Here is a 24896-nt window from a genome sequence, read left to right as displayed (position 1 = left end):
TTCACCGCAGGCCCGCCTCTTCGCACGCCTTCTCGAAGTCGGACGTGCAGATCTGCTCCACCGTGTAGAAGCCGTCCTTGACGATGGTGTCCTTGATCCGGTCCCTGCCCACCGGAACGGGTTCGAGCAGGAAGGCGGGGATCTGGGCGGTGCCGTTGTCGGCCGTCGTGGGCGCGGCCGGCTTCTGCCCGCGCACCAGTCCCACCGCCAGCTCCGCGGACTTCTCCGCCTGGGCGCGGATGTCGAGGTAAACGGTCATGCTCTGCTCGCCCGTGAGGATGCGCTGAACGGCGGCCAGCTCGGCGTCCTGGCCGGTGACGGGCGGGAGCGTCTGGTAGCCGGCTCGCTTCATCGCGGCGATCACCCCGCCGGCCATCCCGTCGTTCGCCGAGTAGACCCCGACGATCTGGTCCTTGCCGAGGGCGGTGATGGCCTGTTCCATCTGCTGCTGCGCCTTGTCGGGGCTCCAGTCGGGGGTGTCGAACTCGCGCCCGATCGTCACCTGCCCGTCGAGCGCCTGGTGCGCGCCCTTCTTGTAGTCACCGGCACTGGGATCCGTCGGCGATCCATTGATCATCACGACCTTCCCCTCGCCCCTGGTCCCGCGTTTGTCCAGCTCCTCCAGCAGGGCCCTGCCCTGGGTCTCACCCACCTTTACGTTGTCGAACGAGACGAAGTAGTCGTACGCGATGCCCGAGATGAGCCGGTCGTAGGCGATCACCGGCACGTTCTTCTGCCGGGCCTGGTGAACCGAGGCCGCGACCGCGGCCGCGTCGACCGCGTCCAGCACCAGGACGTCGGCGCCTTGGGTGAGAGCCGACTCGATCTGGCTCTGCTGCTTGGCCGCGTCCTGGTCGGCGTTCGCGTACAAGACCGCGCACTCGCCGCACAACTGCTTGACCTTGGCTTCGAACAGCGGCCTGTCGAAGGACTCGTAACGGGTCGTCTTGGACTCGGGCAGGAGAAGAGCGATCGTCTTCTCGTCGTCATCCGGGCCGGCACCGCCGCCGGTGCCGCCGCCGCACCCCACGGCGCAGGCCAGGAGCATGGACGCGGCCGCCAACCATCCTCGATGCATCAGTGCCCTCTTTCTTCCATGGTGCTCGGCTCAGGTGCCGACCACGCGCCACTCGGTGAAGGGCAGGCCACCGCCGGGACCGGTCTGCTCCTTGACCAGGAGCCTGCCGTCGCCCGAGATCGCGAGGACCGCGATCGATCCGTTCGCGGCGCTGACCACCGCGGGCTGGTCGGCGATCAGACCTCCGGTGTCTGCCCAAATGGTGTCGAACACATCGGATGCGGCCCCGCTCTGTCGGGTCATGCTCACGCCTCCGGCGCGGTTGCGTACGACCATGACGATGCGGGGATCGGAGACGGCCGCGACACCGTCGCGCGGATGGGGGGCGTTGGCGACGGCCACCGGGCCGATCCCGCCGTGTCCCGCGATCGGAGGCAGTCTGGTGAAGGAGCCGCCCACGCGCGTTTGCTTGGTGTGCCCGATCTCCTCGGCGTGGTCGCCGTCGCGGCCGTCGGCGAGCCGGTAGAACACCGACAACCGTCCGTCGGCGTTGGTGGCCACCGTGGGCGGGCCGGCGGCGTCCCACGCGGGCAGGGACGCCGGGGCGGCGAACCGGGAGCTGTTCGGGGCGAGCTGGGACCACTGTGTGATGGAGCCGAGGCCGGTGCTCGCGACCGAGTGGGCGAACAGTTCGATCTCGCCTTCGGGAGTGGTCGTGGCCGCCAGGCCGTCCTGGACTCCGGGACCGCCGCCCAGGTCGGCCCACCCGGAGAAGGCGTCATTCACCCTGAGCTGGACGGCGGTGCTGACGCCACCGCCGCCGTTCCTGACGAAGATCTGGATGCGCCTGTCCTGGTTGAGGGCGGCCGCGGGTTGTCCCACGTTCCGGGCGGCCGGGGTCGTGCCGTTGGGATTGCCCAGGCCGTCCCAGTGGCCGACCCAGTCTCCCTTCGACGTCTCGTAGGTGGTGACGACTTCGAAGGTGTCCAGGCGGGTGGCGAAGACCTCGAGCCTGCCGTCGGCGTTACGGGCTGTGGTCACTCCAGGGGCCAGCGGGCCGCCGGGATCGCCCCAGTCATGTGGTCCCTGCCAGGCACCGCCGGCGTCCTGCTCCCAGGTGAGCAGGCGACCGCTCTGCACGGCGAAGGCCTGCAGGCGCCCGTGAAGGTTGCGATCCGCCCACCGGGTCCCGGCCCAGAAGCGGGGGTAGAGCCGCTTGGACCAGGCCCCGTAGCCGGGATGGGTGTCGAAGTCCAGGGGGATGTCCTGGTCCATGGCGACATAGGAGGCGAAGGCCGAGCGCTTGCCGTCGCGCTCGGGGGCCGCCAGGTTCACGGGGCTCGTGCTGGTGTTGTAGTTGCGGTAGTGAACCAGCTGCAGGCGGGACGAGTATCCGCCACCCTGCACCGCTGCGGCGGTCAGGCGTGCGGTGATCACGTGGTCGCTGTGGTCGTGCAGCCAGTCGGGATTCTCGTACCGAGGGTCGGGCTCGGGATCCTGGGTGCGGACGACGGTGGGCTGGAACAGGCGGAAGAGGCCATTGAGCAGCGCGAGGACGTCACCACGGTTGTACTGCTGCCGGACGGTGACCTTCCCTCCGGCCGGGATGATCGTATGACGCGTGCTGTTCTCGGCCCAGATGTGGTACAGCGACGCGTCGTTGCCGGTCGGGTCGTTGCGAGGGTCGAACTTGGTGTCCGCGTTGCCGTCGGCCCAGTCGGGCAGGTTGACGAAGACAAGGCCGGCTTTCCGGTCACCCCTGGTCAGGGTGTTCACTTCCACCTGGCGGGCGAAGCCGCCGGGCGCGGTCACGCTTACCGCTCGAACGTCCCATGAGGGACGCTCACCCTCCTGGTAGCCCAGCATCTTCTCCCAGGCGCGCCGGACGCCGAGCATCCTGCACCCCGCGTACTGCTCGCGGCCCAGGTCCTGCGCGGGCCGGCAGGAGGCGGGCGGAGTGTGCGGGTCCCCGCCGACAGCCTTGTAGCCCTCTCCCGCCGTCAGGTAGACGGTGGTGACCGGCCGTCCGGCCTCCAGCGAGTGGGCCATGTCCGGGTTCATGAACAGGATGTCGTCGTCTTGATGGGCCACCACCTGCAGATAGGCTCCGGCCGGGGCGATGGTGGTGAGCGCCGCGCTCGTCGCGGGAGTGACGAGGGCGAGGGTCGTCGCGGCTGACGCCGCCAGGGAAATCAGCCTGGACTTCATCGGCACCTCCGCTGAGGGGGTATGACGTAAGTTAAGCAGCCTTACTAATGACCCGGCAAGATGTAGTGAGAACCTAGACAGACGCCCATTTTGGGGCGCACTTTAGTTAAGTCACTTTCCTCTACATGGGATGCGCATGACCAGTGAGATCCGCGTGCTCGACACTCTGCTACGAGATCGGGCCGTGACCAGGCCGCAGATCGCCGCGACCACCCAGTTGTCCAAGCCTGCTGTCTCCGAGGCGATCCGGCGCCTCGAGCAGATGCGGATCGTCCGCGCCATCGGCACCCGGCGCGGGGACAGGGGCCGGTCGGCGGTCGCCTACGAGCTGTCCAGCGACATCGGAGCAGTCGTCGGGATGGACCTGGGAGGCATGAACATCAGGGTGCGGATCGCGAACCCGCACGGGGATCCATTGGCCGAGGCCACGGAAGCCACCCGCCGGCTGGGCGCGCCGGAGGTGGCCGAGCAGGCGATCGCGTTGATGTTCCGCACGCTGGCCGACCACGCGCTGGAGGGCCTTCCGCTGCTGGCCCTGGGCATCTCCACGCCGGGAGTGGTCGATCCCGTGACACACCGGGTCACGCTCGGCTACAACATCGACGCCAACGGCACGTTCGACCTGCTGCCGCTGATCGCCGACCGCTTCCCGGGCATGGCGGCGGTCGACAACAACGTCAACTGCGCCGCCAGGGCCGAGCAGCGCCGAGGTCACGCCCGAGACGTCCCCACCTTCGCGTTCGTCTCCGTGGGAGCCGGCATCGGCATGGGGGTGGTGTACGAGGGGACACTTCTGCGCGGGCGCCGCGGTGCCGCCGGAGAGATCGCGTACATGCCGCTGGCCGTCGATCCCTTCTCGCCGGAGCACCGCCGGCGGGGCGCGCTGGAGGACGACGCGTCGGCCGCCGGCATGCTCGACGCGGCGGCACGCCGCATCGGCTGGCCCAGCGGCCCCCCGCAGACGGTGGAACAACTCTTCGCGCTCGCGGCGAGCGGCGTGCTCGCCGCGCAGGAAGTGATAGATCGCGAGGCGAAGCTGCTCGCGATGGCGATCTCCGGCGTCTGCACGGTGATCGACCCCGACCTCGTGGTGCTGGGTGGCGGGATAGGAGCCAACCCGCACCTGCTGCCCGCGGTCACGAAAGGAGTCGACCTTCTGCTGCCCGTTCCACCACGCATCATGACCACGGCACTCGGCGCACAAGCCAGCGTCGTGGGCGCGACCGAGCTGGCACTCGACCTCGCCCATGACGAACTGCGCCGCAGAGCGTCGCCGAGCTGAGATCCCCACCCCCCAGGAGACAGCATGAAACGTGCTTCACTCAGACGCTTACCCGTCATGACAGCCGCCTTCGTCCTGGTCCTCGAGATGGTCGTCGTCATCCGACCGGCACAAGCGGCCGCCGGAGTCGTCATCGACGGCCAGGCCCGCTTCCAGGTGCTCACCCCGACCCTCATCAGGCTCGAATACGCCCAGGACGGCACCTTCGAAGACCGCCCCACCTTCAACGCGGTCGTCCGGGACTTCCCCCCGCCGTCCTACACCACCGGCGTCGAGAACGGTTCGCGGGTCATCCGGACCGGCAAGCTGACCCTCCGGTACCGGCAGAACTCCGGTCCCTTCACCCCGGACAACCTCACCGTCGACCTCCAGGCCGGTACCCAGGCCGTCACGGCGAGACCCACGTGGCCACTGGCCGGTCACTGCGGGCCGTCCACCGTCTGTGAGGCGGAGACGGCGGTGTTGTCCGGCGGCGCCGAGGGCATGAACGACGAGCCCGGCTACGCCGGCCCCGGCTTCGTCGCCGGTATGTGGAACGTCGGCGCGCAGCTGTCGTGGACGCAGCGCGGCATCAACGCGGCCGGCCAGTACCGGGTGCACCTCCGTTACTCGAGCGCCCCCGGCAACGGCGTGCAGCAGTCCGTCACGCTGACCGCAGGGAACCAGCGCAAGGTCCTGAGACTGCCCGCCACGGCGACCTGGGGAACGTGGGCCACCACCAGCACGCTGATCGACCTGCCCGCGGGGGACTCGACGCTGTCGCTCCGATGCGAGGTCGCTGACCAGTGCCACTTCAACGTCGACCACGTCGCGGTGACGCCTCCCGCGGCCGGCTACCCCACCCATGTGGCGGCGGCCCACCAGGCCGCGAACCTGGGCGGCTGGCGGCGCAGCCTGGACACGGTGGAGGCCGAGGACGGCCGGCCCCTCCCGGTCATGATGCACGAGGGCCTTCTCAGCAGGGACGGCTGGTACCTGCTCAACGACACCGAAACCGCCGTGACCGATCAGAGCGGCACGACGACACCGCGACCTCGGCGCACCTCGCCCTACCAGGACGGGTACTTCTTCGGTTACGGACACGACTACAAGCGCGGGCTGCAGGACCTGCGAGCCCTCACCGGACCGCCCGTCATGCTGCCGCGCTACGCGTTCGGCGTGTGGTGGTCGGAGTACGCCGAGTTCGACGAGGCGTTCTACCGTGACACCCTGCTCCCGCTGTTCCGCTCCGAACGGGTCCCCCTGGACGTCCTGGTGGTCGACACCGACTTCAAGTCCCCGAACAAATGGAACGGCTGGTCCTGGGACAGGAACCTGTTCCCTGACCCGGCGCGGTTCCTGTCATGGGCCCGCAGCGAGGGCATGCAGGTCGCACTCAACATCCATCCCAGCATCACCACCCAGGACCCGCGGTACGCGGAGGTGCGGGCCAGGCTGAACCGCGATCTCGCGCGAGGCGAGTGCGGGCCGCTCGGCGCCGGTCTGGACTGCCGGGTGTTCAACATGAGCGATCCCGCCGAGGCCGAAGCCTACTTCGCCCTGCACGACGGACTGGAGAAAGGCCCCGTTCTCTGGTGGCTGGACTCCTGCTGCGACTCCAGCCGCGCCCGGCCGGACGGCATCTCACCCGACACGTTGTTCAACGCGCTCTACGCGCGGCGTGCCGACGCCCAGGGCCGGCGCGGCTTCTCCTGGAACCGCAGCGGCAGCGGGTACACCGGTTACGGCGGAGGCAACCAGCTGTACCCGGCCGGACCGTGGGCCGAGCACCGGTACACCGTGGACACCTCGATGGACACCACGTCCACCTGGAACATGCTGGGCTTCGCCTCCACCTACACCATCCGGCGCGGCAACATCGGCATGCCCTACGAGTCGCACGACATAGGCGGGCACAACTACGACGGCGACGCCTCGAACCTGCTGCCCCCCGATCTGTACGCCCGGTGGGTGCAACTCGGTGCCTTCCAGCCGATCCTGCGGCTGCACTCCAATCATGGGTACCGGCTGCCCTGGGACTACCCCGAGCCGGCCCGCTCGGCCGCGGCGGCCTTCCTCAGGCTGCGTGAGGCCCTGCTTCCCTACACCTACAGTCTCGCGCGGGAAGCCCACGAGACCGGCCTGCCCATGAACCGCGGGATGTACCTCAACTATCCGGAGCACAACGAGGCCTACACCTACGACAAGCAGTTCCTCTACGGTGACGACGTGCTCGTGGCCCCGGTCAGCACTCCTGGCACGGGGACGGTGCAGACACAGGTGTGGATCCCGCCGGGCACCTGGATCGACTACTTCACGGGCCGGGCGCTGACCGGACCGGCTGTGCACGACGTCAGCACCACTCTGGCGACCATGCCGGTCCTCCTGCGCGCCGGCGGCATTCTGCCCATCCGCACGGACTACGTCGATCACCACGCGCAGCGTCCCCTCGCTCAGGTGACCCTGGAGGTCGCCGCAGGAGGCGCCGGGTCGTTCAGCCTCTACGAGGATGAGGGCGAGGGCCACGGCCACCGCGACGGGCAGGCCGCCCGCACCCGGATCACCTACGAGCAGTCCAGCCGCAGCCTCACCATCGCCGCCCGGGCCGGCACCTTCCCGGGGGCGGTGAGCACCCGGACCTGGACGGCGCGCTTCCGCAACGTCGCGCAACCGGCGGGCGTCCAGATCGACGGCCGGCCCGTGTCCGGCTGGACGTACGAGCCGGCCACCAGGACCCTCACCGTCCGTACGTCCGCGCTGCCCGTCACCGCCCCCGTGACCATCACCTATTCCTGACGACGCCACAGATCGGGGCGAAGCCGGACATCCGGCTGAGCGTCACGCTGCCGGACCCGCGGCGGGCATCTCCAGGATGACCTTGCCGCGGGTGCGGCCCCGCTCTGCGTGAGCGTGCGCGGCCGCGGCCCGCCCGAGAGGGAACCCCTTGTCGACGGCGATGGTCAGGTCACCGGCGGCCAGCAGCTCCGCGATGCGCGCGAGCTGGCGGCCTTCCGGGTGGACCAGCACCGTACGCGTACGGAACCCCCGTTCCCGCAGGTGTCCGAGCTGGGCGGAGACGATCGAGACGAAGGTGCCCCGCGGCCGCAGAAGCGCCGCCAGGCCGGCCTCGGCCCCGCCGTGCGTGTCGACCACTAGGTCGACCTTGTCGGCGCCGGCCTGCGCGGCGAGGTCTCGCGCGCGATCCAGGACCCGCGCGGCGCCGAGTCCTTCGACGAAGGGGTGATGACCGGCGGACGCGACACCGACGACCTCGGCGCCGGCCCAGCGGGCCAGCTGGACGGCGACGTGCCCGACACCGCCCGCCGCCGCGTTGACCAGCACCTTCTGCCCGGCTTTCAGAGAGCCGGCGGTGAACAGCGCCTGCCAGGCGGTCAGCGCGGCCAGCGGCGCCCCGCCGGCGGCCCTGAACGGGACGCGGTCCGGCAGCGCCGCGAGATCGTTGACGTGCGCCGTCACGTACTCGGCGTACGCCCCGGCCAGGCGCGGGAAGGCGGGCATGCCGAAGACCCGGTCACCGACGGCGAAGGCGTGCACCCCGAACCCGGTCGCGGTGACCGTGCCGGCCACGTCCCACCCCAGGATCGCGGGAAAGCGCGGCACGTAGGCGGCGTTCAGCCCTTGGCGGGTCTTCCAGTCGGCCGGGTTCACCCCGGCCACCGCCATCCTGACCTGGACCTCGCCCGGCCCGGGCTCCGGCCGGGGGACCCGCGCCACACGCAGCACGTCGCTGCCGCCGTAACCGTCGAAGATCACGGCTGTCATGTCAGACACCGACCGAACCGACATACGTCCTCCTCCGCCCTGCCTGCCTGCCGGACAGTCTCGGACCGGGAGAACGCGCAGATCAACGCCGATTCGCAGGACGATCGTGCGGTCACGCGAAACGATCCATGACTAAGGTGAGCGAGTATGGACATGCGGGAGATCGAGGCTTTCCTCGCCGTCGCCGAGGAGCTGCACTTCGGCCGGGCCGCCCGACGCCTGCGGCTCTCCACCTCACGGGTCAGCGGCCTCGTCCGGACGCTGGAGCGGCGGGTCGGCGCACCTCTGTTCGAACGGACCAGCCGCCGCGTGCACCTGACGGCCAAGGGGGAGCTCTTCCTCGCCGAGGTCCGTCCGGCCTACCGGCGGCTGAACCAGGCCCTGCACTCCGCTCGCGACCCGCGGTCCCGCTGCACGTCACGGCTCGTCGTCGAGATCACGCCGATCGAGGCCGGTACCGTGCCCCCGAGCGACCAGCTGTACCGCATGCGAGCGCTCGACGACCCCGGCAAGCCCGAGCTGTGCTTCACCGGCGGCCAATGGGACACGTTCGTACGCGACGCCACCCGCTCGTGAGCCCGGGCCCCTGGTGACCTCGGTGCGGCCGGCGTTCCGGCCGCCCGTGGCGGGGCTACGGCCAGACGCGGGAGTGCGCCGCGAAGAACTCGGGATCGCTGTGGATCGGGACGACGCACAGCAGGTGGCCGCCGGGAGCGCGCAGCACCCGGCACTCCAGCCACCGCGCCACCTCGCTCGCCCCGAGCGCGAGCAGCCGCGCCGTCTCGGCCTCCACGTCGTCGGTCTCGATGTCCAGGTGGTATCTGGGCGCGTCGTCCACGGCCTGGACCACGGCGGCCAGGCCCGGCAGCGCCCCGTGCAGGATGGTGAACTGGTCCTCGTCGGGGTCCGGCTCGGCCGGGACGCCGAGCGCCGAGGACCAGAACGCGGCGGCCCGCTCCGCCTCGGCGGCCGGCGCGTCGATCAGGAGGGCGTAGACACGAGTGCGATGCATGCCGCCACACTACTGATCACCACTGACCACTACGGATCACTACTGACCACTGCTCCTGACCGCACGCCGCGTCACTCGCCGTCCTCGTCCGAGCGTTCCAGCTTGGCGTAGTGGGTCAGGACGTCGTCCACGGGGTTCTCGCGCAGGCGCTTGCAGTAGGCCTTGTGCGCCTCCTGGCGGCACTTCTGCGCCGCGATGGCGCCGCCGAGCACGGCGAGCGCCCGGTGCCCGCGCAGCGAGCAGGTCAGCCCCTTGCACAGGCAGTCCATGAAGGCGTGCACGTTCGCGAAGCCCCGCCAGATCTGGGCCTCGCGCAGCTCGTAGGCGGCCACCACGGCCCTGACGTACAGCCGGTGCAGCTCCTCCTTGGTCTTGGTCTCGCCGCCGAGGTCGCTCTCGATGGCGGCGATCCTGGTCTGCAGGCCGGTCACCCGCAGGGGCAGCGCCGTGGGCTCCTCGGCGACCTCCTTGAAGCACTCGGCCGCCGTGTCGGTGCGGCGCTTGACGTCGGCCTCGCGCTCGACCAGGACCTTCAGCGGCACGCCCTCGACCTCCAGGTCGAAGTCGCAGGGGTCGTGGACGCAGCACCCGGTCAGCCCGGGGCAGTCGGCGAGATCCTGGGCGACCCGCTTCCACGCCTGGTCCAGCCGCCTGATCTCGTGCTCCTCCAGCAGGCACCGGATCTTGTTGATCAGGTTGGCGGCCTTCTTGGTGAGCTCCTGGACGACCGGCGCCGCCTCGCCCCGGGCCTTGACGTAGGAGGAACGCGCGCCGTCGTACTTCTGGCGGAACTGCTGCAACGTCTCGGCGGCCGCCTGCGTCAGCTCGGCCTGGCGGATGACGCCCTGGGTGCGGCAGTTGAGGTCGTCCAGCTCCTCGAGCCCGCACTCGGCGCAGGGCCTGCCCGTCGTCTGCTCCTGCTCGGGTTCCGGCTCGGTGCGGTAAGCGGCCGCCATCGTTCCTCCTGCTGTCGTCGCCGTCGCGAGGAGTGTCCGGCGCGCGGCGTCACCTCGCCGTCGCCGGGCCCGCCGCCGGAGACGGCACGGTGACGGCGCCCGCCGAGCATCGCCTCATGGCCGGGTTCCAGGCGCTCGCGGCGGCGGGCCGCAGCATCAAGACGCTGCTCAATCTCCGCATCGGCGAGGAGCTGGGCGCCGCGCGCCGGCCGACCGCCGTGCTCGTCGGCAGCACCGACCTCGACGAGGTGGGCAAGGTGGGCGGGGTGATCCAGTTCCCCGCCATCTCGGTGTTCTGCTACCGGCTGTCCATCGACAGGGAGACCAGGGCCGGCTGGTCGGCGGTGGCCAGCGCCGACGGCATCCCCCGGCTCCCGCTGCGCATGCACATGCTGATCTCCGCCTGGGACGACAACGTGGAGTTCGAGCTGGAGTGGCTCGGCCTGGCGGTGCGCATCCTGGAGAGCGAGCCGACGCTCACCGGCCCGCTGCTGCACCCGAGCGGCGGCTGGGACCAGGGCGACGCCATCCACGTGGTGCCCGACGAGCTGGCCCTCGACTCCATCAGCGACGCCTTCCAGGCGCTGACCGCCGACTTCCGGTTGTGCCTGCCGTACGTGACGCGGGTCATCCGCGTCGACGGGCGTCGCGAGCCGGTCGCCGGGCGGGTCGGCACCGTCGGGGTGCGGCAGGGGACGGCGGCGCGGCCATGACGATGCGGCTGAGGTTCGTGGAGACGAGGACGGCGCACCGGCTCGCGCTCGGCGTCGAGCCCGTCGACGCCGTGACCGGCCGCCCCAGCGGCCACCCGGTCCAGGCCGGCCTGCCCCTCCCCGCCCCGCCGGAGCCCGCCGGCCTCCCCGGCGGGCTCCCCGGCGGGCTCCGCGGCGACCTTCCCGCCGGCCTCCCCGGGGCGCTCCCCGACGACCTTCCCGCCGGGCACCACGACGTCCTCCCCGACGGGCCGGTCCTGGCGCTCGACGGGATCGGGAACGGGCGGTTCACGCTGCGGCACGGCGCGCAGCGCGACCCCTGGCCCACCCCGCGCGCGGCCGAGCTGCGGATCCTGCTGCGCGACCCGTGGCGCCGCTACGTCCCGCGCCTGCTGGCGGTCTCCCTGTGGCGGCGGCGCGAGCTGGAGGACGCCGAGGCGGCGGGCACCCCCGTCCCGGTCCTGGCCCGCACGCTGCGCCCCTGGCTGCTGCCCGGCAGCGCCTACCCGCTGCCGCGCGGCACCACCGCCGTGCGCGGGACCGTACGCACCCCGGCGGGCGCGCCCGTCCCCTGGGCCCGCGTCGAGGCGGTGGTCGCCGGCACGGCCACCGTCGCGGGCCGGGCGCACGGCGACGAACGGGGCGAGTTCCTGCTCGTCGTCGCCGGCCTGGGCGACGCGGGCCTGAACGTCGAGAACCTGCCGGTGATCACCATCGACGTGACGGTGCGCGCGCGCCGGCCGCCGCCGCGGGGCGTGCCGGAGGAGGCCGTCCCGCGCGCGGAGCCGCCCGACACGCCGCTGTCGCGAGGGCAGACCCCTCCTCCCGGGTACGAGGCCGCGCCGCCGCGGACCCTGCAGATCCCCGTGGCACGGCTGCACGCCGAACCGCTGCCGTTCCCGTTCCCCGCCTGACCGTGACCGAGGAGGTCCGCGCATGCCCGAGTACCTGACGCCCGGCGTCTACGTGGAGGAGACCAGTTTCCGGTCGAGATCGATCGAAGGCGTCCCCACCAGCACGTTCGGCATGGCCGGGTCCACCCGCTACGGTCCCGTGTCCTACGTCCTGCCGGCCGTCGCCGACGCCGTGCTGGTCACGCCTCCGCTCGTCACCAGCCACACCGAGTTCGAGCGGGCCTTCGGCGACCTCGGCCGCCTCGGTGGCCAGGTCAACTACACGGCCCACGCCGCCCGCTGCTTCTTCGCCAACGGCGGCAGGCGCCTGTACGTCTCGCGCGTCTTCCCCTGGCCCCGCGACGCCTCGGGGCAGATCGACCCCGACGGGCAGGAGTCCTGCTTCGCCCGCCTCGACGTCGGCGACCCCGCGCTGGCCCGCTGGCGGGCCCGCTGGCCGGGCGCCTTCGGCCGGGAGATCAGCGTCCAGGTGGAGTTCCGGCGGGGCCGCGACATCGTCCGCGACCGCACGCTCACCGGCGTGCGGCCCGGCTGCCTGGTCGAGATCGGCCCCGCCGGCCCGCCGCCTCCCGACGCCACGCCGCCCGTGGAGGGCAACGTGCGCCTCGTGGCGGAGCGCGACGGGCGGCTCGGCCTGACCCCGCGCAGGGGAGGCCCCTTCGAGCCGGTCGCCGCCGGGCAGGCGGTCTACCGCATCCGCCTGGCCGTGACCGTCCGCGCGGGCACCCGCGCCGACGTCTACAACGAGCTGGAGCTGGACGAGAGCCACCCCCGCTCGATCTTCACCGTGCTGCAGGCGCGCGACCCCGCCGACGAGTTCTCGCTCGTCTGCCTGCTGCCCGTGCCGCCCGCGGCGGGCCGGCAGCCGCCCACGGCCGGGCAGCTGCTGACCCGGCTGATCGGCGGTCCCGCGTTCCTGTCCGGCGGCTCCGACGGCGCCGCGCTGACGGCCGCCGACCTCGTCGGCAAGGAGGCCGACCCCGCCGACGCCCGCCGGCCCGCCGCCGGCCTGGAGGCGCTCGGCGAGATCGACGACATCGCCATCGTGGCCATGCCGGACGCCGCCACGCTGGCCGAGGACGAGCGGACGACCGCCGTCTCCGGCCTGCTCGGCCACTGCGAGCGGCTGCGCTACCGGATGGCCGTCGTCGACCCGCCCCCGGAGTCGTCGATCTCGGAGGTGCGGCAGTTCCGGGCCGGCTTCGACAGCAAGTACGGTGCCCTGTACTACCCGTGGATCGAGATCGTCGACCCGGACGCTCCGGTCGAGCCCGGCGCGCCGCCGCCCCGGCTGCTGCTGCCGCCCTCCGGCACGGTCGCGGGCATCTACGCCCGCAGCGACATCGAGCGCGGCGTGCACAAGGCCCCCGCCAACGAGGTGCTGCGCGGCCTCGCGCGGTTCGAGCGCAACGTCACCGACGGCCAGCAGTCGGTGCTCAACCCCGAGGGCGTCAACGTCATGCGCTTCTTCGACGGGCGCGGCAACCGCGTGTGGGGCGCGCGGACGATGAGCTCCGACCCCGAGTGGAAGTACGTCAACGTCCGGCGGCTGTTCATCTACCTGGAGCACTCCATCGACAAGGCCACCCAGTGGGCGGTGTTCGAGCCGAACAACGAGCGGCTGTGGGCCTCGGTCCGCCAGACCATCGAGGACTTCCTGCTGGTCACCTGGCGCACGGGCGCGCTGCTGGGCACCCGTCCCGAGGAGGCCTACTTCGTGCGCTGCGACCGCACCACCATGACGCAGAACGACCTGGACAACGGCCGGCTCGTCTGCCTGATCGGGGTGGCGCCCACCTACCCCGCCGAGTTCGTCATCTTCCGCATCGGCCAGTGGACCGCCGATGCCCAGCGCAGCTGATCAATGCAGCTGATCGATACGGAGGCGGAGCATGGCCCAGCGCGACAACCCCTACGGCGCGTTCAACTTCCTGGTGAAGCTCGGCGACGCCTGGGACGAGACCCAGATCTCCGGCGGCTTCTCCGACGTGAGCGGCCTCGGCAACGAGGTGAAGTTCTCCGAGTACCGCTCCGGCAACGACGCCGCCAACCACGTCAGGAAGGTGGCCAACGTCAACTCCACCGACGACGTCACGCTCAAACGCGGCCTCATCGGCGACACCCGGCTGTTCGACTGGCTGCGCGAGACCCGCAACGGCAGCTTCGACCCGCGTACCGTGACCATCGCCCTGCAGGACGAGGCCCGCACCGGCACCGTGTGCCAATGGGTGCTGGAGAGCGCGCAGCCCAAGAAGTGGGTCGGGCCCACCCTCGTCGCCAAGGGCGGCGGCGAGGTCGTCATGGAGGAGCTGCACCTGGTGGCCGAGAGCATCGAGTTCAGGTCACCGTGACGATCGGGCTGCGGCTGGGCGCGCCCGGCCTGTACCGCGCGGCGGAGCCGTCCCGCCCGGCGCCGGCCGGCGTGCGCATGGACATCGCCGGGTTCGCCGGCATCGCGCCCCGGGGCCCGGTCGACGAGCCGGTGCCCGTCACGAGCTGGACCGCCTACCGCCTGCGGTTCGGCGGGTTCGAGGGGCCGGGGCTGCTGCCGTACGCGGTGTCCGCCTTCTTCGAGCAGGGCGGCGAGCGCGCCTACGTGCTGCGCGCCGGCCCGCGCGACCCCGCCGGGCGGGCGCTGTTCGAGCTGGACGGCGGCGCCCGGTTCACCGCGCGCGACTGGGGCACGTGGGGCGACCACCTGTCGGTGCGCCTGGAGTACGTGCCCGGCGCGCGGTTCCTGGCCGCCGCGCGGGGCGAGCGCGTCCCCGTCGAGGCGGGCGTGCCGCTGCGCCGGGGGACCCTGCTGCGGGTGCGCGGCCCCGGGCTCGGCCCGTACGGGGAGCTGCGCTGGGTACGCGAGATCGACCGGCGCACGGCGGTGCTCGACCGGCCACTGCCCGGACCCGTCCAGGCCGAGGTCGTGACGGCCACGCTCGCCGTGGACGACGGCGACCACGGCTTCCCGCGCTCCGAGCGCTTCACCGGCCTCGCCCTGACCCCCGAAGGCGGCCGGGACGTCGCGGGGGTCGCCGAGGCGGAGTCGCTGCTGATCGTCCCGGTGGGGACGTGGCACGACCACCCGACGGCTCCCGCCGGGCCGCTGCTCGAACCCCGCGTCGCGCGGCTCGTCACGCCGGGCGCCGACCGCTACGCGGAGATCGGCCGCGCGTCCTTCTTCGACGACGGGGCCTTCGACGGGGCCTTCGACGGCGGCGAGGCCGGCGGCTTCGGGCCGGCCGACCCGCAGGAGCACCGGGGCGTCGCCCGGCTGGCCGCCGTGGCCGAGCTGGGGCTGCTGGCGGTGCCCGACCTGCTCTGGTCCCACACCGACGAGACGACGGAGATCGAGCTGACCTCCGGCTCCGGCGGGTGCGCCGACCCGGTGCTGACCGCCCAGCGACGGCCCCGGCGGCCGGCGCCGCTGCTGGATCCCGCCGACCCCGAGGTCGGCGAGCGGCAGTCCCGGCTGGTGGCGCTGGCCGAGCGGCACCGGCGCTGCACCGCGCTCCTGGACGTCCCGCCGGGCCTCGACGCGCGTGCCATCGTTCGCTGGCGGGCCGCGTACGGCTCCGCCTTCGCCGCCGCCTACCATCCGTGGCTCATGGTCCGGGGCCAGGAAGGGCGCGGCGTGCCCGTGCCGCCCTCGGCGTTCGCCGCCGGCATCATCGCCGCCCGCGAACGCCGCCGCGGCCTGCTGTGGGGCCCGGCCAACGAGCTCGCCCTGGGGGCCGTGCTGGGGCTGGACCAGGTGACGGACGCCGAGCACGACCTGCTGTTCGAGCAGGGCGTCAACGTGTTCAGGCAGGAACGCGACGGCTTCCGGCTCACCTCCGCCCGCACCCTCGACACCGGCCACGAGTACCGCCAGCTCAGCGTGCGCAGGCTGCTCACCATGCTGCGGCTGTCGATCGAGCGCCAGGCCCAGTTCCTGGTCTTCGAGCCCAACACGGCCGAGCTGCGGGCCCTGCTCGGCGACGTGCTCGACACGTTCCTGCGCGGGCTGTTCAGGGCCGGGGCGTTCGCCGGTCCGACCGAGCGGGAGTCGTACTTCGTCCGCTCGGGCGACGAGCTCAACCCCCGGCAGTCGGTGGAGCTGGGGCGGCTGGTGACCGAGATCGGGGTCGCGCCGGCCGAGCCGATGGAGTTCCTGGTGCTGCGCCTGTCGCGCGACGGCGACGGCGGCGTCCGCGTGGAGGAGGTCCCCGATGCCGGCGCCTGACCCGTTCCACGCCGGGGTCGTGCGGGCCTTCTGGTTCGACGTCGCCCTCTACCGCAGCGCCGCGGACGGGCCGGGCGGCACCGCCGACCGGCTGTGCGACGGCGCCTTCCAGGAGTGCTCCGGCCTGGAGCTGGCCGCCGAGATCAAGGAGTACGCCGAGGGCGGCCGCAACGACGGCGTGGTCCAGCGGGTCGGCCGGGTCAAGCTGCAGCCGATCGTGTTCAAGCGCGGCATGTTCACCAGGAACGGCGACGGCCAGGTCCGGTCCGAGCTGTGGGACTGGTTGCAGGGCATGGTCGCGGGCGTGCGCCCGGTGCCCCGCTACAACGGGCGCATCGAGGTCCGCGCCGGGTACGGCAGGCCCGTCCAGGCGGTCTGGACGTTCGAGCGCGGCCTGCCGCTCAAGGTGCTCGGGCCCGCGCTGCACGCCAGGACCGGCGAGATCGCCATCGAGGAGATGCACATCGCGCACGAGGGACTACGGCTGGTGACCCGGTGACCGAACCCGCCAAGGCCAGGCTCTACCCGCTGACCAAGAAGGGCGAGGGCCCCGGCGGCCGGCCCGTCTACCGCCGCGAGGAGGCCGGGTCCGTCACCGTGCAGTTCAACCCGGCCACGCTGACCCTTCAGCACCCCAACAGCAAGGACGAGGGCGGCAGGACCACCGGCACGCAGAAGCGGCAGCACCCGTCCGTCAACCCGGCGACGCTCGGCTTCTCCCTGGAGTTCGACACCGCCGAGCTGGCCGACGGCGGCGGCCCCGACGGCGTGCGCGAGCTCACCATGCCGGTCCTGGCCTTCGCCCGCCCCGACAAGAGCGGCAACTCGCCGCCGCCGATGTCGTTCGTGTGGGGCACCTTCGAGTTCAGCGGCATCGTCACGCAGATCACCGAGGAGATCGACTTCTTCGACGCCCAGGGCGTGCCGCTGCGGGCCAAGCTCACCCTGGCGATCACCGAGCAGAACCTCGACTTCGAGGCCGGCGCCAACGGCCCCGCCCGCCGGACCCAGCGGGGCGCCACCCCGCCCGGCGGCACGGGGGCGGCCCCCGGCCGCAGCGGCAGCGCGGCCCCCGACTCCGTGATCGAGGCCCTGGACGGCGAGAGCGCCCAGCAGCTCGCCGCCCGGGCCGGCGGGGACCCCGCCGCCTGGCGGTCGGTGATGAACGGCCTGGCCTCGCCGCTCGGCCTGCGCGCGGGGACCGCCGTGCAGCTCGGGCCCGAGCTGCACGCGAACGGGTCGCCGGGGCGGGCGACCGGCTTCGCGGCGGCTCCGCCCGACGCCCTCGCCGGGCCGGTGCCGGCCGACGCCGCCGAGGCCGCCGGGTTCGCGCTCACACAAGCGGGCGGGCTCGGCCGCGCCGCCGCCAGAAACGCCCGGGACCGCGCCGAGCAGGCGGCCGACGCGGCCCGCGCCGCTTTCGGCGTCGCCCGCCCCCGGCCCCCGGCGGTCGGCCCGGGTGGCTCCGGTGCGGGTGGCGTCGGCCCGGGTGGAGGCGGCCCGAGTAGCGCCGGTTCGGGTGGCGCTGGTTCGGGTGGCGTCGGTTCGGGTGGCGTCGGTCCGGGCGGGGCCGGTTCGGGTGGCGCCGGTCCGGGTGGCGCCGGTCCGGGTGGGAGCTCGCGGTTCGGCGCGTCACCCGGGTCGCTGTCTGATTCGCTGCCCGATCCGAGGGCGCTGACGTACGGGCTCGCCGTGCCGCTGCGGGCCCGCGTGCGCACCCCTGTGCCCGCCGAACCGGACGCGTCCTGCCACCCAGGCGCGTCCCGCTGCCCGGGCGCGCCGTGCGCCTGCGGGCGGCGCGCCCGGGGAGCAACGCCCGCGTGACGCCCGGCCGGGCAGCATCGCGTCAGGAATCGCGTCAGGAGACGAGAGGAGGCGCGTCATGAGCGTGCACATCGAGGAGCTGCACTCCGACATCGTGCCGGTGGAGCGCGCGCAGGCCGGGGGAGGGCCGCCGGAGAGCCCGTGGGCGGCCGAGGAACGCTGGCGCGAGCTGCGCGGGCGGGCCGAGCGCCTGGCCGAGCGCGTGCGCGCCACGGACTTCACGGACTGACCCGCCGATGACCGAGCCGCTGTTCGCCACCGCCTCACCCGTCTTCACCGTGGACGACGGCCTCGTGCGTGAGCTCGCCCGCGACTGCGTGCGGCTGGAGATCAGCGAGGACGTCCGCGGCCTGCGGACGCTGCGCGGCCACTTCACCGCCGTCGGCGGCCCGGCCACCGGCCCGCCGGGGGAGCTGCTCTACCTCGACGGCGACCGCGCCGACTTCGGCCGGCGGCTGCGCGTCAGCGTCGGGGCGCCGGGGGTGCAGCGCTACGTCTTCGACGGCGTCGTCTCGGCCATCGAGGTGGAGCTGGGCGACGGTGAGCCGCCCCTGGTCGTGCTCCACGCCGAGGACGCCCTGATGCGGCTGCGGATGACCCGCCGGATGCGTACTTATCGCGACATGACCGACGCCGACCTCGCCAGGGAGGTCGCCGACGCGCACGGCCTGAAGGCCGACGTGGCCGCCGAGGGCCCCCGCTACGACGTCGTCCAGCAGCTCAACCAGAGCGACCTGGCCTTCCTGCGCGAGCGCGCCCGCCTCGTCCAGGCCGAGCTGTGGTGCACCGGCGACGAGCTGCACTTCCGCACCCGCGCCCGCCGCGAGGGCACCTCGCTCACCCTCGTGTACGGCGACCACCTGCTGTCGGCCCGCCTGTGCGCCGACCTCGCCCACCAGCGTGACTCCGTCGTCGTCACCGGCTACGACGCCGCGCGCGAAGGCGGCCTCCAGGAGCGGGCCGGCCCCGAAGCCGTCGAGGCCGAGGTCACCGGCGGGCGCACCGGCCCCCGCCTCGTCGCCCGCGCGCTCGGCGGCAGCGTCTCCTACCGGGTCCGCGAGGCCGCGCTGACCAGCGAGGAGGCCGCGTCCTGGGCCCGCGCCGAGATGCTGCGCCGCGCGCGCCGCTTCGTGACCGTCGCCGGCCTCACCCGGGGCTCGCCCGACATGGTCGTCGGCAGCCGCCTCACCCTGCGGCGGGTCGGCGCCCCCTTCGAAGGCCAGGGCTACTACGTCACCCGCGTCACCCATGCCTTCGACAACGTCCACGGCCTGCGCACCCGCTTCGAGGCGGAGCGGGCCACACTCAACGAGGTGAGCTGATGGCAGTGCCCGACGGTTCGGCGCCGTCCTACTTCGGCGTCTACCCGGCGATCGTCACCGACCTGGTCGATCCCGACCGGCTCGGCCGCGTCGAGGTGCGCTTCCCCTGGCTCGGCGACGACGGCGACCGCGACGTGCGTGCCTGGGCCACCCTGTGCAGCCCCTACGCCGACGACCGGCAGGGGCTGCAGATCATGCCGGAGGTCGGCAGCCAGGTGGTGGTCGGCTTCGAGGCGGGCAACGCGCGGCGCCCGTACGTGCTGGGCTCGGCCTGGAACGGCCGCGCCGACACCCCCGAGCCGCCCGCCCGCGCCAACGACCTGCGCCTGCTGCGCTCGCGCGCGGGCTCGGTGCTGGAGTTCGACGACGGCCCCCGGCCCAAGGTACGCATCACCATGGAGGCCGGGCACCAGGTCGTCCTCGACGCCGCGGCCCAGGAGGTCACCGTCCGGCACGGTCTGGGCTGCGTCATCAAGCTCACCGCCACCTCCGTCGAGATCACCGGCACCACCGACGTCACCGTCGAGGCGGCCATGGTCAACGTGAACGCGGCGGTCTCCACCTTCAGCGGCATGGTGAAGTGCACGACCCTGATCGCCGACACCATGGTCATGTCGCCCGCGTACACGCCCGGCGCGGGCAACATCTGGTGACCGGCCATGACCTACGTCCTGCGCACCCCCTGGTACGAGCTGGCACGCCGGCGCCGTGACCCGCTCGGCCCGGACTCCGGCGTGCCGCTCGTCCAGATGTACGACACCCCGGGCTTCGTCGAGCGCCTGACCCGCGACCCGCGCGACTCGCTCGCGATGGGCGAGGCCGACGAGTTCAGCGTGCCGGTGCCCGCGCTGAGGTCGTCCGGCACCGGTCACCGTATGGAGGGCACCGGCACGCGCAAGCTCTACCAGCCCAGCCACGACCGCTTCTACGCCCTGGTCGTCGAGCTGTTCTGCGACCGGCCGGGCCTGCCGCTGCCGGGGGCCGGGCCGCCCGGCGTCGAGGTCGGCTTCGTGGTACGCCGCCTCAGCACGACCGTCGGCGACGCACGTGCCCTGCGCCGCCTGGCTCGCGCCCTCGCCGGTCGCCCCCGCCCCGGCGGCGCCGGCCGGAACCGGCCCGCCGGGCCGTCCGCCAACGGGGACGCCGGTCTGGGTCGGCTCGCCGGGCCGTCCGCCGCCGGGGACGCCGGTCCGGGTCGGCTCGCTGGGTCGTTCGCCGCCGAGGACGCCGACCTCGATCAGCTCGCCTGGCGGGCCCGCCGGCGCGACCTGTCGCCCGACGAGCGGCGGCTGCTCGACCGGGCGGATCTGACCACGGCGGAGCAGGCGTGGGTCACGGCCGCCGGCGGGCGCGGCGCCTGGACGCCCGTCGCCGACCCGCGGGCGCTGCTGCCCGGCGAGCAGGAACACCGGATGTGGCGGCTGCCGCCGTCGGAGGAGGGCTGCGCGGCCGGCCGGGCCAGGTCGTTGTGGTTCGGCGTGGTGCCCACGCTGTCGGCCGACCTGGACGGGACGGGGGCGCCCAAACTCGACGACCAGTCGCTCTACCTGCTGCGCTGCTTCGTCCGGATCCCGCGCCCCGCCCCCTGCCCGCCCCTGTACCGCTGGAGCGAGGCCACCGACCCCCACCGGCTGGCCGCCTTCTACGACCCGCAGGGCACCAGGAACCGGAGGGTCTCCATCACCACCCCCGACTTCCGCGCCACCGCCGCCCAGGCCGGCCGGCCGTACGGACCGGGCGGCGTCGAGTTCGTGCAGCCACCCCGGTCGCGGCTGTCCTTCCGCAAGGGCAAGACCCTGCCCGACACCGGCGTCCAGACCGGCGAGGGCGTCCAGCACTGCACCTACGCCATCGAGCTGCTGTCGATCGTGGCGTTCTTCGTCTTCAGCGTGTTCCTGCCCGTCGTGACGTTCGTCTTCGGCCTGTGGTGGCTGCTCCTCCTGCGGTTCTGCTGGCCGTCGGCGTCGGACGCGCTGACCACGGTCATGGGGCACCTCAAGGCCGGCGGCACGATCGCGAGCACGTCCGGCGGCACGCGCGACGCGATGGACGAGGTGCTCGGCGGGGAAGGCGCCACCGACCTGGTGGTCGCCGCGCTGCCCGACGTGACGGGCGACAGCGGGCGCTCGCAGGAGCTGGTCACCTCCCTGCACCGCGACACCGCGCCGCCCCTCATCTCGCCGCCCCCGCTGGACAAGCCGCCCGACCCGATCTGCCGGACGGGGGAGACATCGTGACGCCCGAGCACGCGACCCCGCGCCCGCGCCGGGCCCCGGCGAAACCGGCACCGGCCGCCCGGACGTCGCCTCCGGAAGCCGCCACCTCGAAGTCGCCTCCGGAAGCGGCCACCCCGAAGTCCTCCCCGGCACCCGCCGCCCTGGCGAGGGCCTCACAGGCCGCCCGTGCCGCCCGCGGCAACGCGGCGCCGCAGGCCGCGCCGGGCGGCCTGGCGCGCGAGCTCGCCCGCACCCTCCCCGGCGAACCGGCGCAGGCCGCCCCCGCTGAACAGGCCGTCCCCGCTGAACAGGCCGCCCCCACCGAGGAGGTCGATCTCGCCGGGTCGGGCACCTTCGAGCCGCCGGAGCCCGTGGCCGCCTACCTCGACGGCCAGGGGGACAAGGGCGGGCTGATCAAGGTGCGACTGGGCACCCTCGCCCGTGGCCGCCTGCACGTACGCAAGACCCCGGGCGGCTACTCGTCGGGCCCGTCCCACCAGCCGCTCGACCTCACCGTCCCCGTGCTGGAGCCGCTGCGGACGGCCGGGCTCGACCCCGTACTCGCCGTCCGGATCAGCGACGGCGCGGTCGGCGGGTACGCCTCGGTGCACCCGGGCGGCGAGGCCCTGCCGCGCGTCGACGCGCTGCGCGAGGCCATCGGCGAGCACAGCGCCGCCCTCGGCTGGTTCGGGCTCGACCGCCTCCGGCTGCCGCGGCCGGTCAACAAGCTGGAAGGCGGCGTGCTGACGTTCGAGGTGCCCGAGCTCACCTTCAGCGTGGGAGGGTTCCTCGACGGGTCCGGCCGCTTCGGCTTCGTCGGCGAGCAGGTCACCTTCGAGGCCGCTGCCAGGGGCACGGTACGCGGCATCGGCGCGATCGAGCTGCCGATCCGGCGCGGGCCCGACGGCGTGCTGGCCGGGTCGGCCCGGGTCACGGTGTCGCTGCCCAGGTTCGCCGGTGAGATGCTCGCCGCGTTCGCGGGCGGCGCCGTGGACGTGACCGGCACCGTCCGGTACACCACCGAGAAGCTCAGCGGCGAGCTCACCATGGTCGCCACCGACGCGGAGACGGCGCGGGGGCTCGCCCGCGAGCGACTCGGCCTCGGCGAGCCCGCCGCCACCGGTGCCGCCACCGGTGCCGCCGCCGGTTCTGCCGGCTCCGGGGCCGCGCCGGGCGAGCAGGCCCCGGCGGCCAGGCCGAAACCCGGGCCGCGCGTCCTCGCGGGCTGGGGCGAGCTGGACTTCCGCTTCACCGAGTGGCTGACCGGCAAGGCCAAGGTCGTCGTGGACGACAAGCCCGACGTCACCGTCGTCGGCGAGATCACCCCCCAGAAGACCGTCGAGCTGTTCCCGCAGCGCGACCTCGTCCGGTCGCTGCCCCCGCTCGAAGCCCGGGCCATGTACGGCGTGCCGCTGGTCGGCAACGTGTTCGTCTTCGTCGGCGTGCGGCTGGAGGCACTGGCCAAGCTGGGGCCGGGCACGCTGAGCGACATCCGCGTCCTCGGCCAGTACTCCACCGACCCCGAGGTGGGCAAGGACTTCAGCATCACGGGCACCCTCACCATCTCGGCCTTCGCCGGGCTGCGGCTGCGCGGCGAGGGCGGGGCGGGCGTCGAGATCCTCGACCACGACATCAAGGCGGGCGTCGGCCTGAGCGCGCTGGCGGGCGTGCGCGGCTACGTGGAGGCCACGCCGACCATCGGCTACCGCGAGGTGGGCGACCCCGCGGCGGGCAGGAAGGGCGAGTTCTTCCTGAAAGGCCATCTGGAGCTGGCCGCGCAGCCCTTCCTGGGTCTGGGCGGCGACCTGTTCGTCGAGCTCGACAGCCCCTGGTGGTCGCCCGCCCCCGACAAGCGCTGGACGTGGCCGCTGGCGCAGCTCGAGTACCCGCTGCCCGGCCAGTTCGGCATCGGCGCGGACCTCGACTACGCCGTCGGCTCCGGGAAGCTGCCCGACGTCACCTTCTCCCCGGTCGAGTTCAACCCCGACCGGTTCATGACGGACCTGCTCGACGATCACGTGCCCGCCAGGTCCAAGGGCGAGCAGGAGATCAGGGGCACCTGGCAGGAGGGCCCGCCCCGTGCCCCCGGAGCGGCGGCCCCCGGGCCCGCGACCTCCGGAACCGCGGCTCCCGGGACCGCAGCCTCCGGGACCGCAGCCTCCGGAGCCCCGGCCGCCCGGCCCCCGGCTCCCGGCCGGCGCCCACCCGGGTCTCGTTCGTCCGGCGCTCCTTCACCCGGGTCTCGTTCGCCCGGCCCTGGCGCGAACGGCCCGGCCGGCCCGCGCCCGGCCGGCACCCCCGCCGCCGCAACCCCCGCCGTCCGTGGCGGGCCGCCGCGCAAGGACTCCAAGGCGCCCGCCCGGCCGGGCACCCCGGACCGGCCCGGCGGTGCCGCGGCGTCCGGCGGGCCCCAGGGTCGCGGGCCCGCCAGGGGCCGGCAGGAGAAGACCGACGGCGACGTGCCCCGTCCGGACGTCCAGCAACGCTGGGTGGCGGGCATGCGCGCGGTCGGCGAGCTCGTCCAGCGCTCCCACCGGAGCCCGCTCACGGCGCTCGACATCGACGCGGCCCTGAAGTCCATCCGCCGCAAGCACGGCTTCAAGCGGCTCCACGCGGAACGGGCGGGCGAGTACTGGCACATCCACGCCGAGATGAACCCCTCGACCAAGGACCATCCCGCGGTGGCGAAAGCGGCCCCCGACCCCGCCCCCGCGACCGGACCCGCCGCGGCCCAGCAGAGCGCGGCCCAGCAGAGCGCGGCCCAGCGTCCGCAGGACCTGCACAGTCTGCATCCCGGCATGCGCGTCGTGGTCGGCGGCTCGGCGGAGGGCTGGTTCAGGCGCCTGATCCAGCGGGACGGCACCTGGATGGTCCTCTACCGGCCCCTGCGCGCCCGCAACGACAAGAGCGACAAGACCGTGCCCGCCATCCTGCCCAGCGGCCAGCAGAACGTCGTCAGGAAACACGGCCCCGGCATGGAGATCGAGCGCTCACCCGACGGCGAGAAGGCCGGATGGGTCCTGGCCTACCCGCTGCAGCTCACCGCCTACCAGCCGCCCCGGACGGCCCCCGTCGGCTGGGACCAGCTGAAGAACAAGAAGGGCAACTGGGTGCAGGCCCACCTCCTCAACGGCAAGCTCGGCGGTCCCGGCGAGAAGTGGAACATGGTGCCGGCGCCGGTCTCGGTCAACAACGCGATGAACCGGGGGCACGAGGAGCACCTGAGGGAGCGGGCGCCGAAGGAGCCGATCATGTTCGAGGCGAAGGTCACCTACCACCAGCCCGTCCCCGGTGACCACCCCAGGCTCGCCGACTTCCCGAGCCTCATCGAGGTGTCCTGGGACTACCTGGAGACCGGCGTCCACCGCAAGAAGCCCTATCCGGTCCGGCCCCCGAGGCCGGACGAGCTCAAGCCCCAGCAGCCGTGAAGCGCCGGCGACGAGCCGGTGA

General features: G+C 73.3%; 20 protein-coding genes. 15 read left to right on the top strand and 5 right to left on the bottom strand.

All coding sequences use genetic code 11. The features are described from left to right. Position 1 precedes the first annotated feature (1 nt). A complete protein-coding gene (locus AB0H75_RS33800; protein WP_367803526.1) occupies positions 2–1078 on the bottom strand; it encodes a sugar ABC transporter substrate-binding protein in 1077 nt (358 codons plus the stop codon). Positions 1079–1108: 30 nt separating this feature from the next. After that, positions 1109–3226, bottom strand: a complete 2118-nt coding sequence (locus AB0H75_RS33795; protein ID WP_367803525.1) for a PIG-L family deacetylase — start codon at positions 3224–3226, stop codon at positions 1109–1111. A gap of 136 nt (positions 3227–3362) precedes the next feature. Between AB0H75_RS33795 and AB0H75_RS33790 the strand changes: the two genes are divergently transcribed. Beyond that, positions 3363–4508 carry an ROK family transcriptional regulator gene (locus AB0H75_RS33790; RefSeq protein WP_367803524.1) on the top strand — a complete coding sequence of 382 codons (1146 nt, stop codon included), beginning with the start codon at positions 3363–3365 and terminating at the stop codon, positions 4506–4508. Between the two features lie 57 nt (positions 4509–4565). Next, positions 4566–7283 carry a TIM-barrel domain-containing protein gene (locus AB0H75_RS33785; protein WP_367803522.1) on the top strand — a complete coding sequence of 906 codons (2718 nt, stop codon included), beginning with the start codon at positions 4566–4568 and terminating at the stop codon, positions 7281–7283. Positions 7284–7325: 42 nt separating this feature from the next. Here AB0H75_RS33785 and AB0H75_RS33780 read toward each other — a convergent pair whose 3' ends face one another. Beyond that, a complete protein-coding gene (locus tag AB0H75_RS33780; protein ID WP_367803520.1) occupies positions 7326–8270 on the bottom strand; it encodes an NADP-dependent oxidoreductase in 945 nt (314 codons plus the stop codon). Between the two features lie 147 nt (positions 8271–8417). Between AB0H75_RS33780 and AB0H75_RS33775 the strand changes: the two genes are divergently transcribed. Continuing rightward, positions 8418–8846, top strand: a complete 429-nt coding sequence (locus AB0H75_RS33775; protein WP_367803518.1) for a LysR family transcriptional regulator — start codon at positions 8418–8420, stop codon at positions 8844–8846. Positions 8847–8901: 55 nt separating this feature from the next. On the opposite strand, the gene AB0H75_RS33770 is transcribed toward AB0H75_RS33775, so the two are convergent. Together AB0H75_RS33770 and AB0H75_RS33765 are read right to left on the bottom strand one after the other, a co-directional pair. After that, positions 8902–9282, bottom strand: coding sequence for a VOC family protein (locus AB0H75_RS33770; protein ID WP_367803516.1), 381 nt, complete (start codon positions 9280–9282; stop codon positions 8902–8904). A 71-nt stretch (positions 9283–9353) separates the two neighbouring features. Further along, positions 9354–10238: a hypothetical protein gene (locus AB0H75_RS33765; protein WP_367803515.1), complete on the bottom strand. Its 885-nt coding sequence runs from the start codon at positions 10236–10238 to the stop codon at positions 9354–9356. A gap of 116 nt (positions 10239–10354) precedes the next feature. Here AB0H75_RS33765 and AB0H75_RS33760 point away from each other — a divergent pair, with 116 nt between their 5' ends. From AB0H75_RS33760 to AB0H75_RS33705, 12 genes are read left to right on the top strand one after another with little or no spacing between them, the layout of a single operon-like run. Continuing rightward, on the top strand, positions 10355–10951 hold the full coding sequence (locus tag AB0H75_RS33760; RefSeq protein ID WP_367803513.1) for a DUF4255 domain-containing protein: 597 nt from the start codon (positions 10355–10357) through the stop codon (positions 10949–10951). After that, positions 10948–11865, top strand: a complete 918-nt coding sequence (locus AB0H75_RS33755) for a carboxypeptidase-like regulatory domain-containing protein (protein WP_367803511.1) — start codon at positions 10948–10950, stop codon at positions 11863–11865. Before AB0H75_RS33760 ends, AB0H75_RS33755 begins: the two co-directional genes overlap by 4 nt. Positions 11866–11887: 22 nt before the next feature. Continuing rightward, positions 11888–13726, top strand: a complete 1839-nt coding sequence (locus AB0H75_RS33750; RefSeq protein ID WP_367803509.1) for a phage tail sheath family protein — start codon at positions 11888–11890, stop codon at positions 13724–13726. A 31-nt stretch (positions 13727–13757) separates the two neighbouring features. Then, positions 13758–14216: a phage tail protein gene (locus tag AB0H75_RS33745; RefSeq protein WP_367803507.1), complete on the top strand. Its 459-nt coding sequence runs from the start codon at positions 13758–13760 to the stop codon at positions 14214–14216. Further along, positions 14213–16084 (top strand): phage tail sheath family protein, encoded by a 1872-nt coding sequence (locus AB0H75_RS33740; RefSeq protein WP_367803505.1) that lies wholly within the window; start codon positions 14213–14215, stop codon positions 16082–16084. The genes AB0H75_RS33745 and AB0H75_RS33740 overlap by 4 nt, the downstream gene beginning before the upstream one ends. Then, the gene (locus tag AB0H75_RS33735) at positions 16071–16583 is read left to right on the top strand and encodes a phage tail protein (RefSeq protein ID WP_367803503.1); all 513 of its coding nucleotides are present in this window, start codon (positions 16071–16073) and stop codon (positions 16581–16583) included. The genes AB0H75_RS33740 and AB0H75_RS33735 overlap by 14 nt, the downstream gene beginning before the upstream one ends. Further along, positions 16580–17908: a hypothetical protein gene (locus AB0H75_RS33730; RefSeq protein ID WP_367803501.1), complete on the top strand. Its 1329-nt coding sequence runs from the start codon at positions 16580–16582 to the stop codon at positions 17906–17908. Before AB0H75_RS33735 ends, AB0H75_RS33730 begins: the two co-directional genes overlap by 4 nt. A 58-nt stretch (positions 17909–17966) precedes the next feature. After that, positions 17967–18137, top strand: coding sequence for a hypothetical protein (locus AB0H75_RS33725; protein ID WP_367803499.1), 171 nt, complete (start codon positions 17967–17969; stop codon positions 18135–18137). 7 nt (positions 18138–18144) lie between these two features. Then, the gene (locus tag AB0H75_RS33720; RefSeq protein ID WP_367803497.1) at positions 18145–19230 is read left to right on the top strand and encodes a phage late control D family protein; all 1086 of its coding nucleotides are present in this window, start codon (positions 18145–18147) and stop codon (positions 19228–19230) included. Then, positions 19230–19883 (top strand): phage baseplate assembly protein V, encoded by a 654-nt coding sequence (locus AB0H75_RS33715; protein ID WP_367803495.1) that lies wholly within the window; start codon positions 19230–19232, stop codon positions 19881–19883. The genes AB0H75_RS33720 and AB0H75_RS33715 overlap by 1 nt, the downstream gene beginning before the upstream one ends. Positions 19884–19889: 6 nt before the next feature. Further along, complete coding sequence (locus AB0H75_RS33710) at positions 19890–21467, top strand: hypothetical protein (RefSeq protein ID WP_367803493.1); 1578 nt, start codon at positions 19890–19892, stop codon at positions 21465–21467. Continuing rightward, positions 21464–24874, top strand: coding sequence for a hypothetical protein (locus tag AB0H75_RS33705; RefSeq protein WP_367803491.1), 3411 nt, complete (start codon positions 21464–21466; stop codon positions 24872–24874). The genes AB0H75_RS33710 and AB0H75_RS33705 overlap by 4 nt, the downstream gene beginning before the upstream one ends. Positions 24875–24896 lie beyond the last annotated feature (22 nt).

Source organism: Nonomuraea sp. NPDC050783 (assembly GCF_040802095.1).
In the GTDB taxonomy this organism is placed as follows: domain Bacteria; phylum Actinomycetota; class Actinomycetes; order Streptosporangiales; family Streptosporangiaceae; genus Nonomuraea.
Note: the sequence above shows the minus strand (reverse complement) of the source record. Positions and strands in the feature narration are given on the sequence as shown.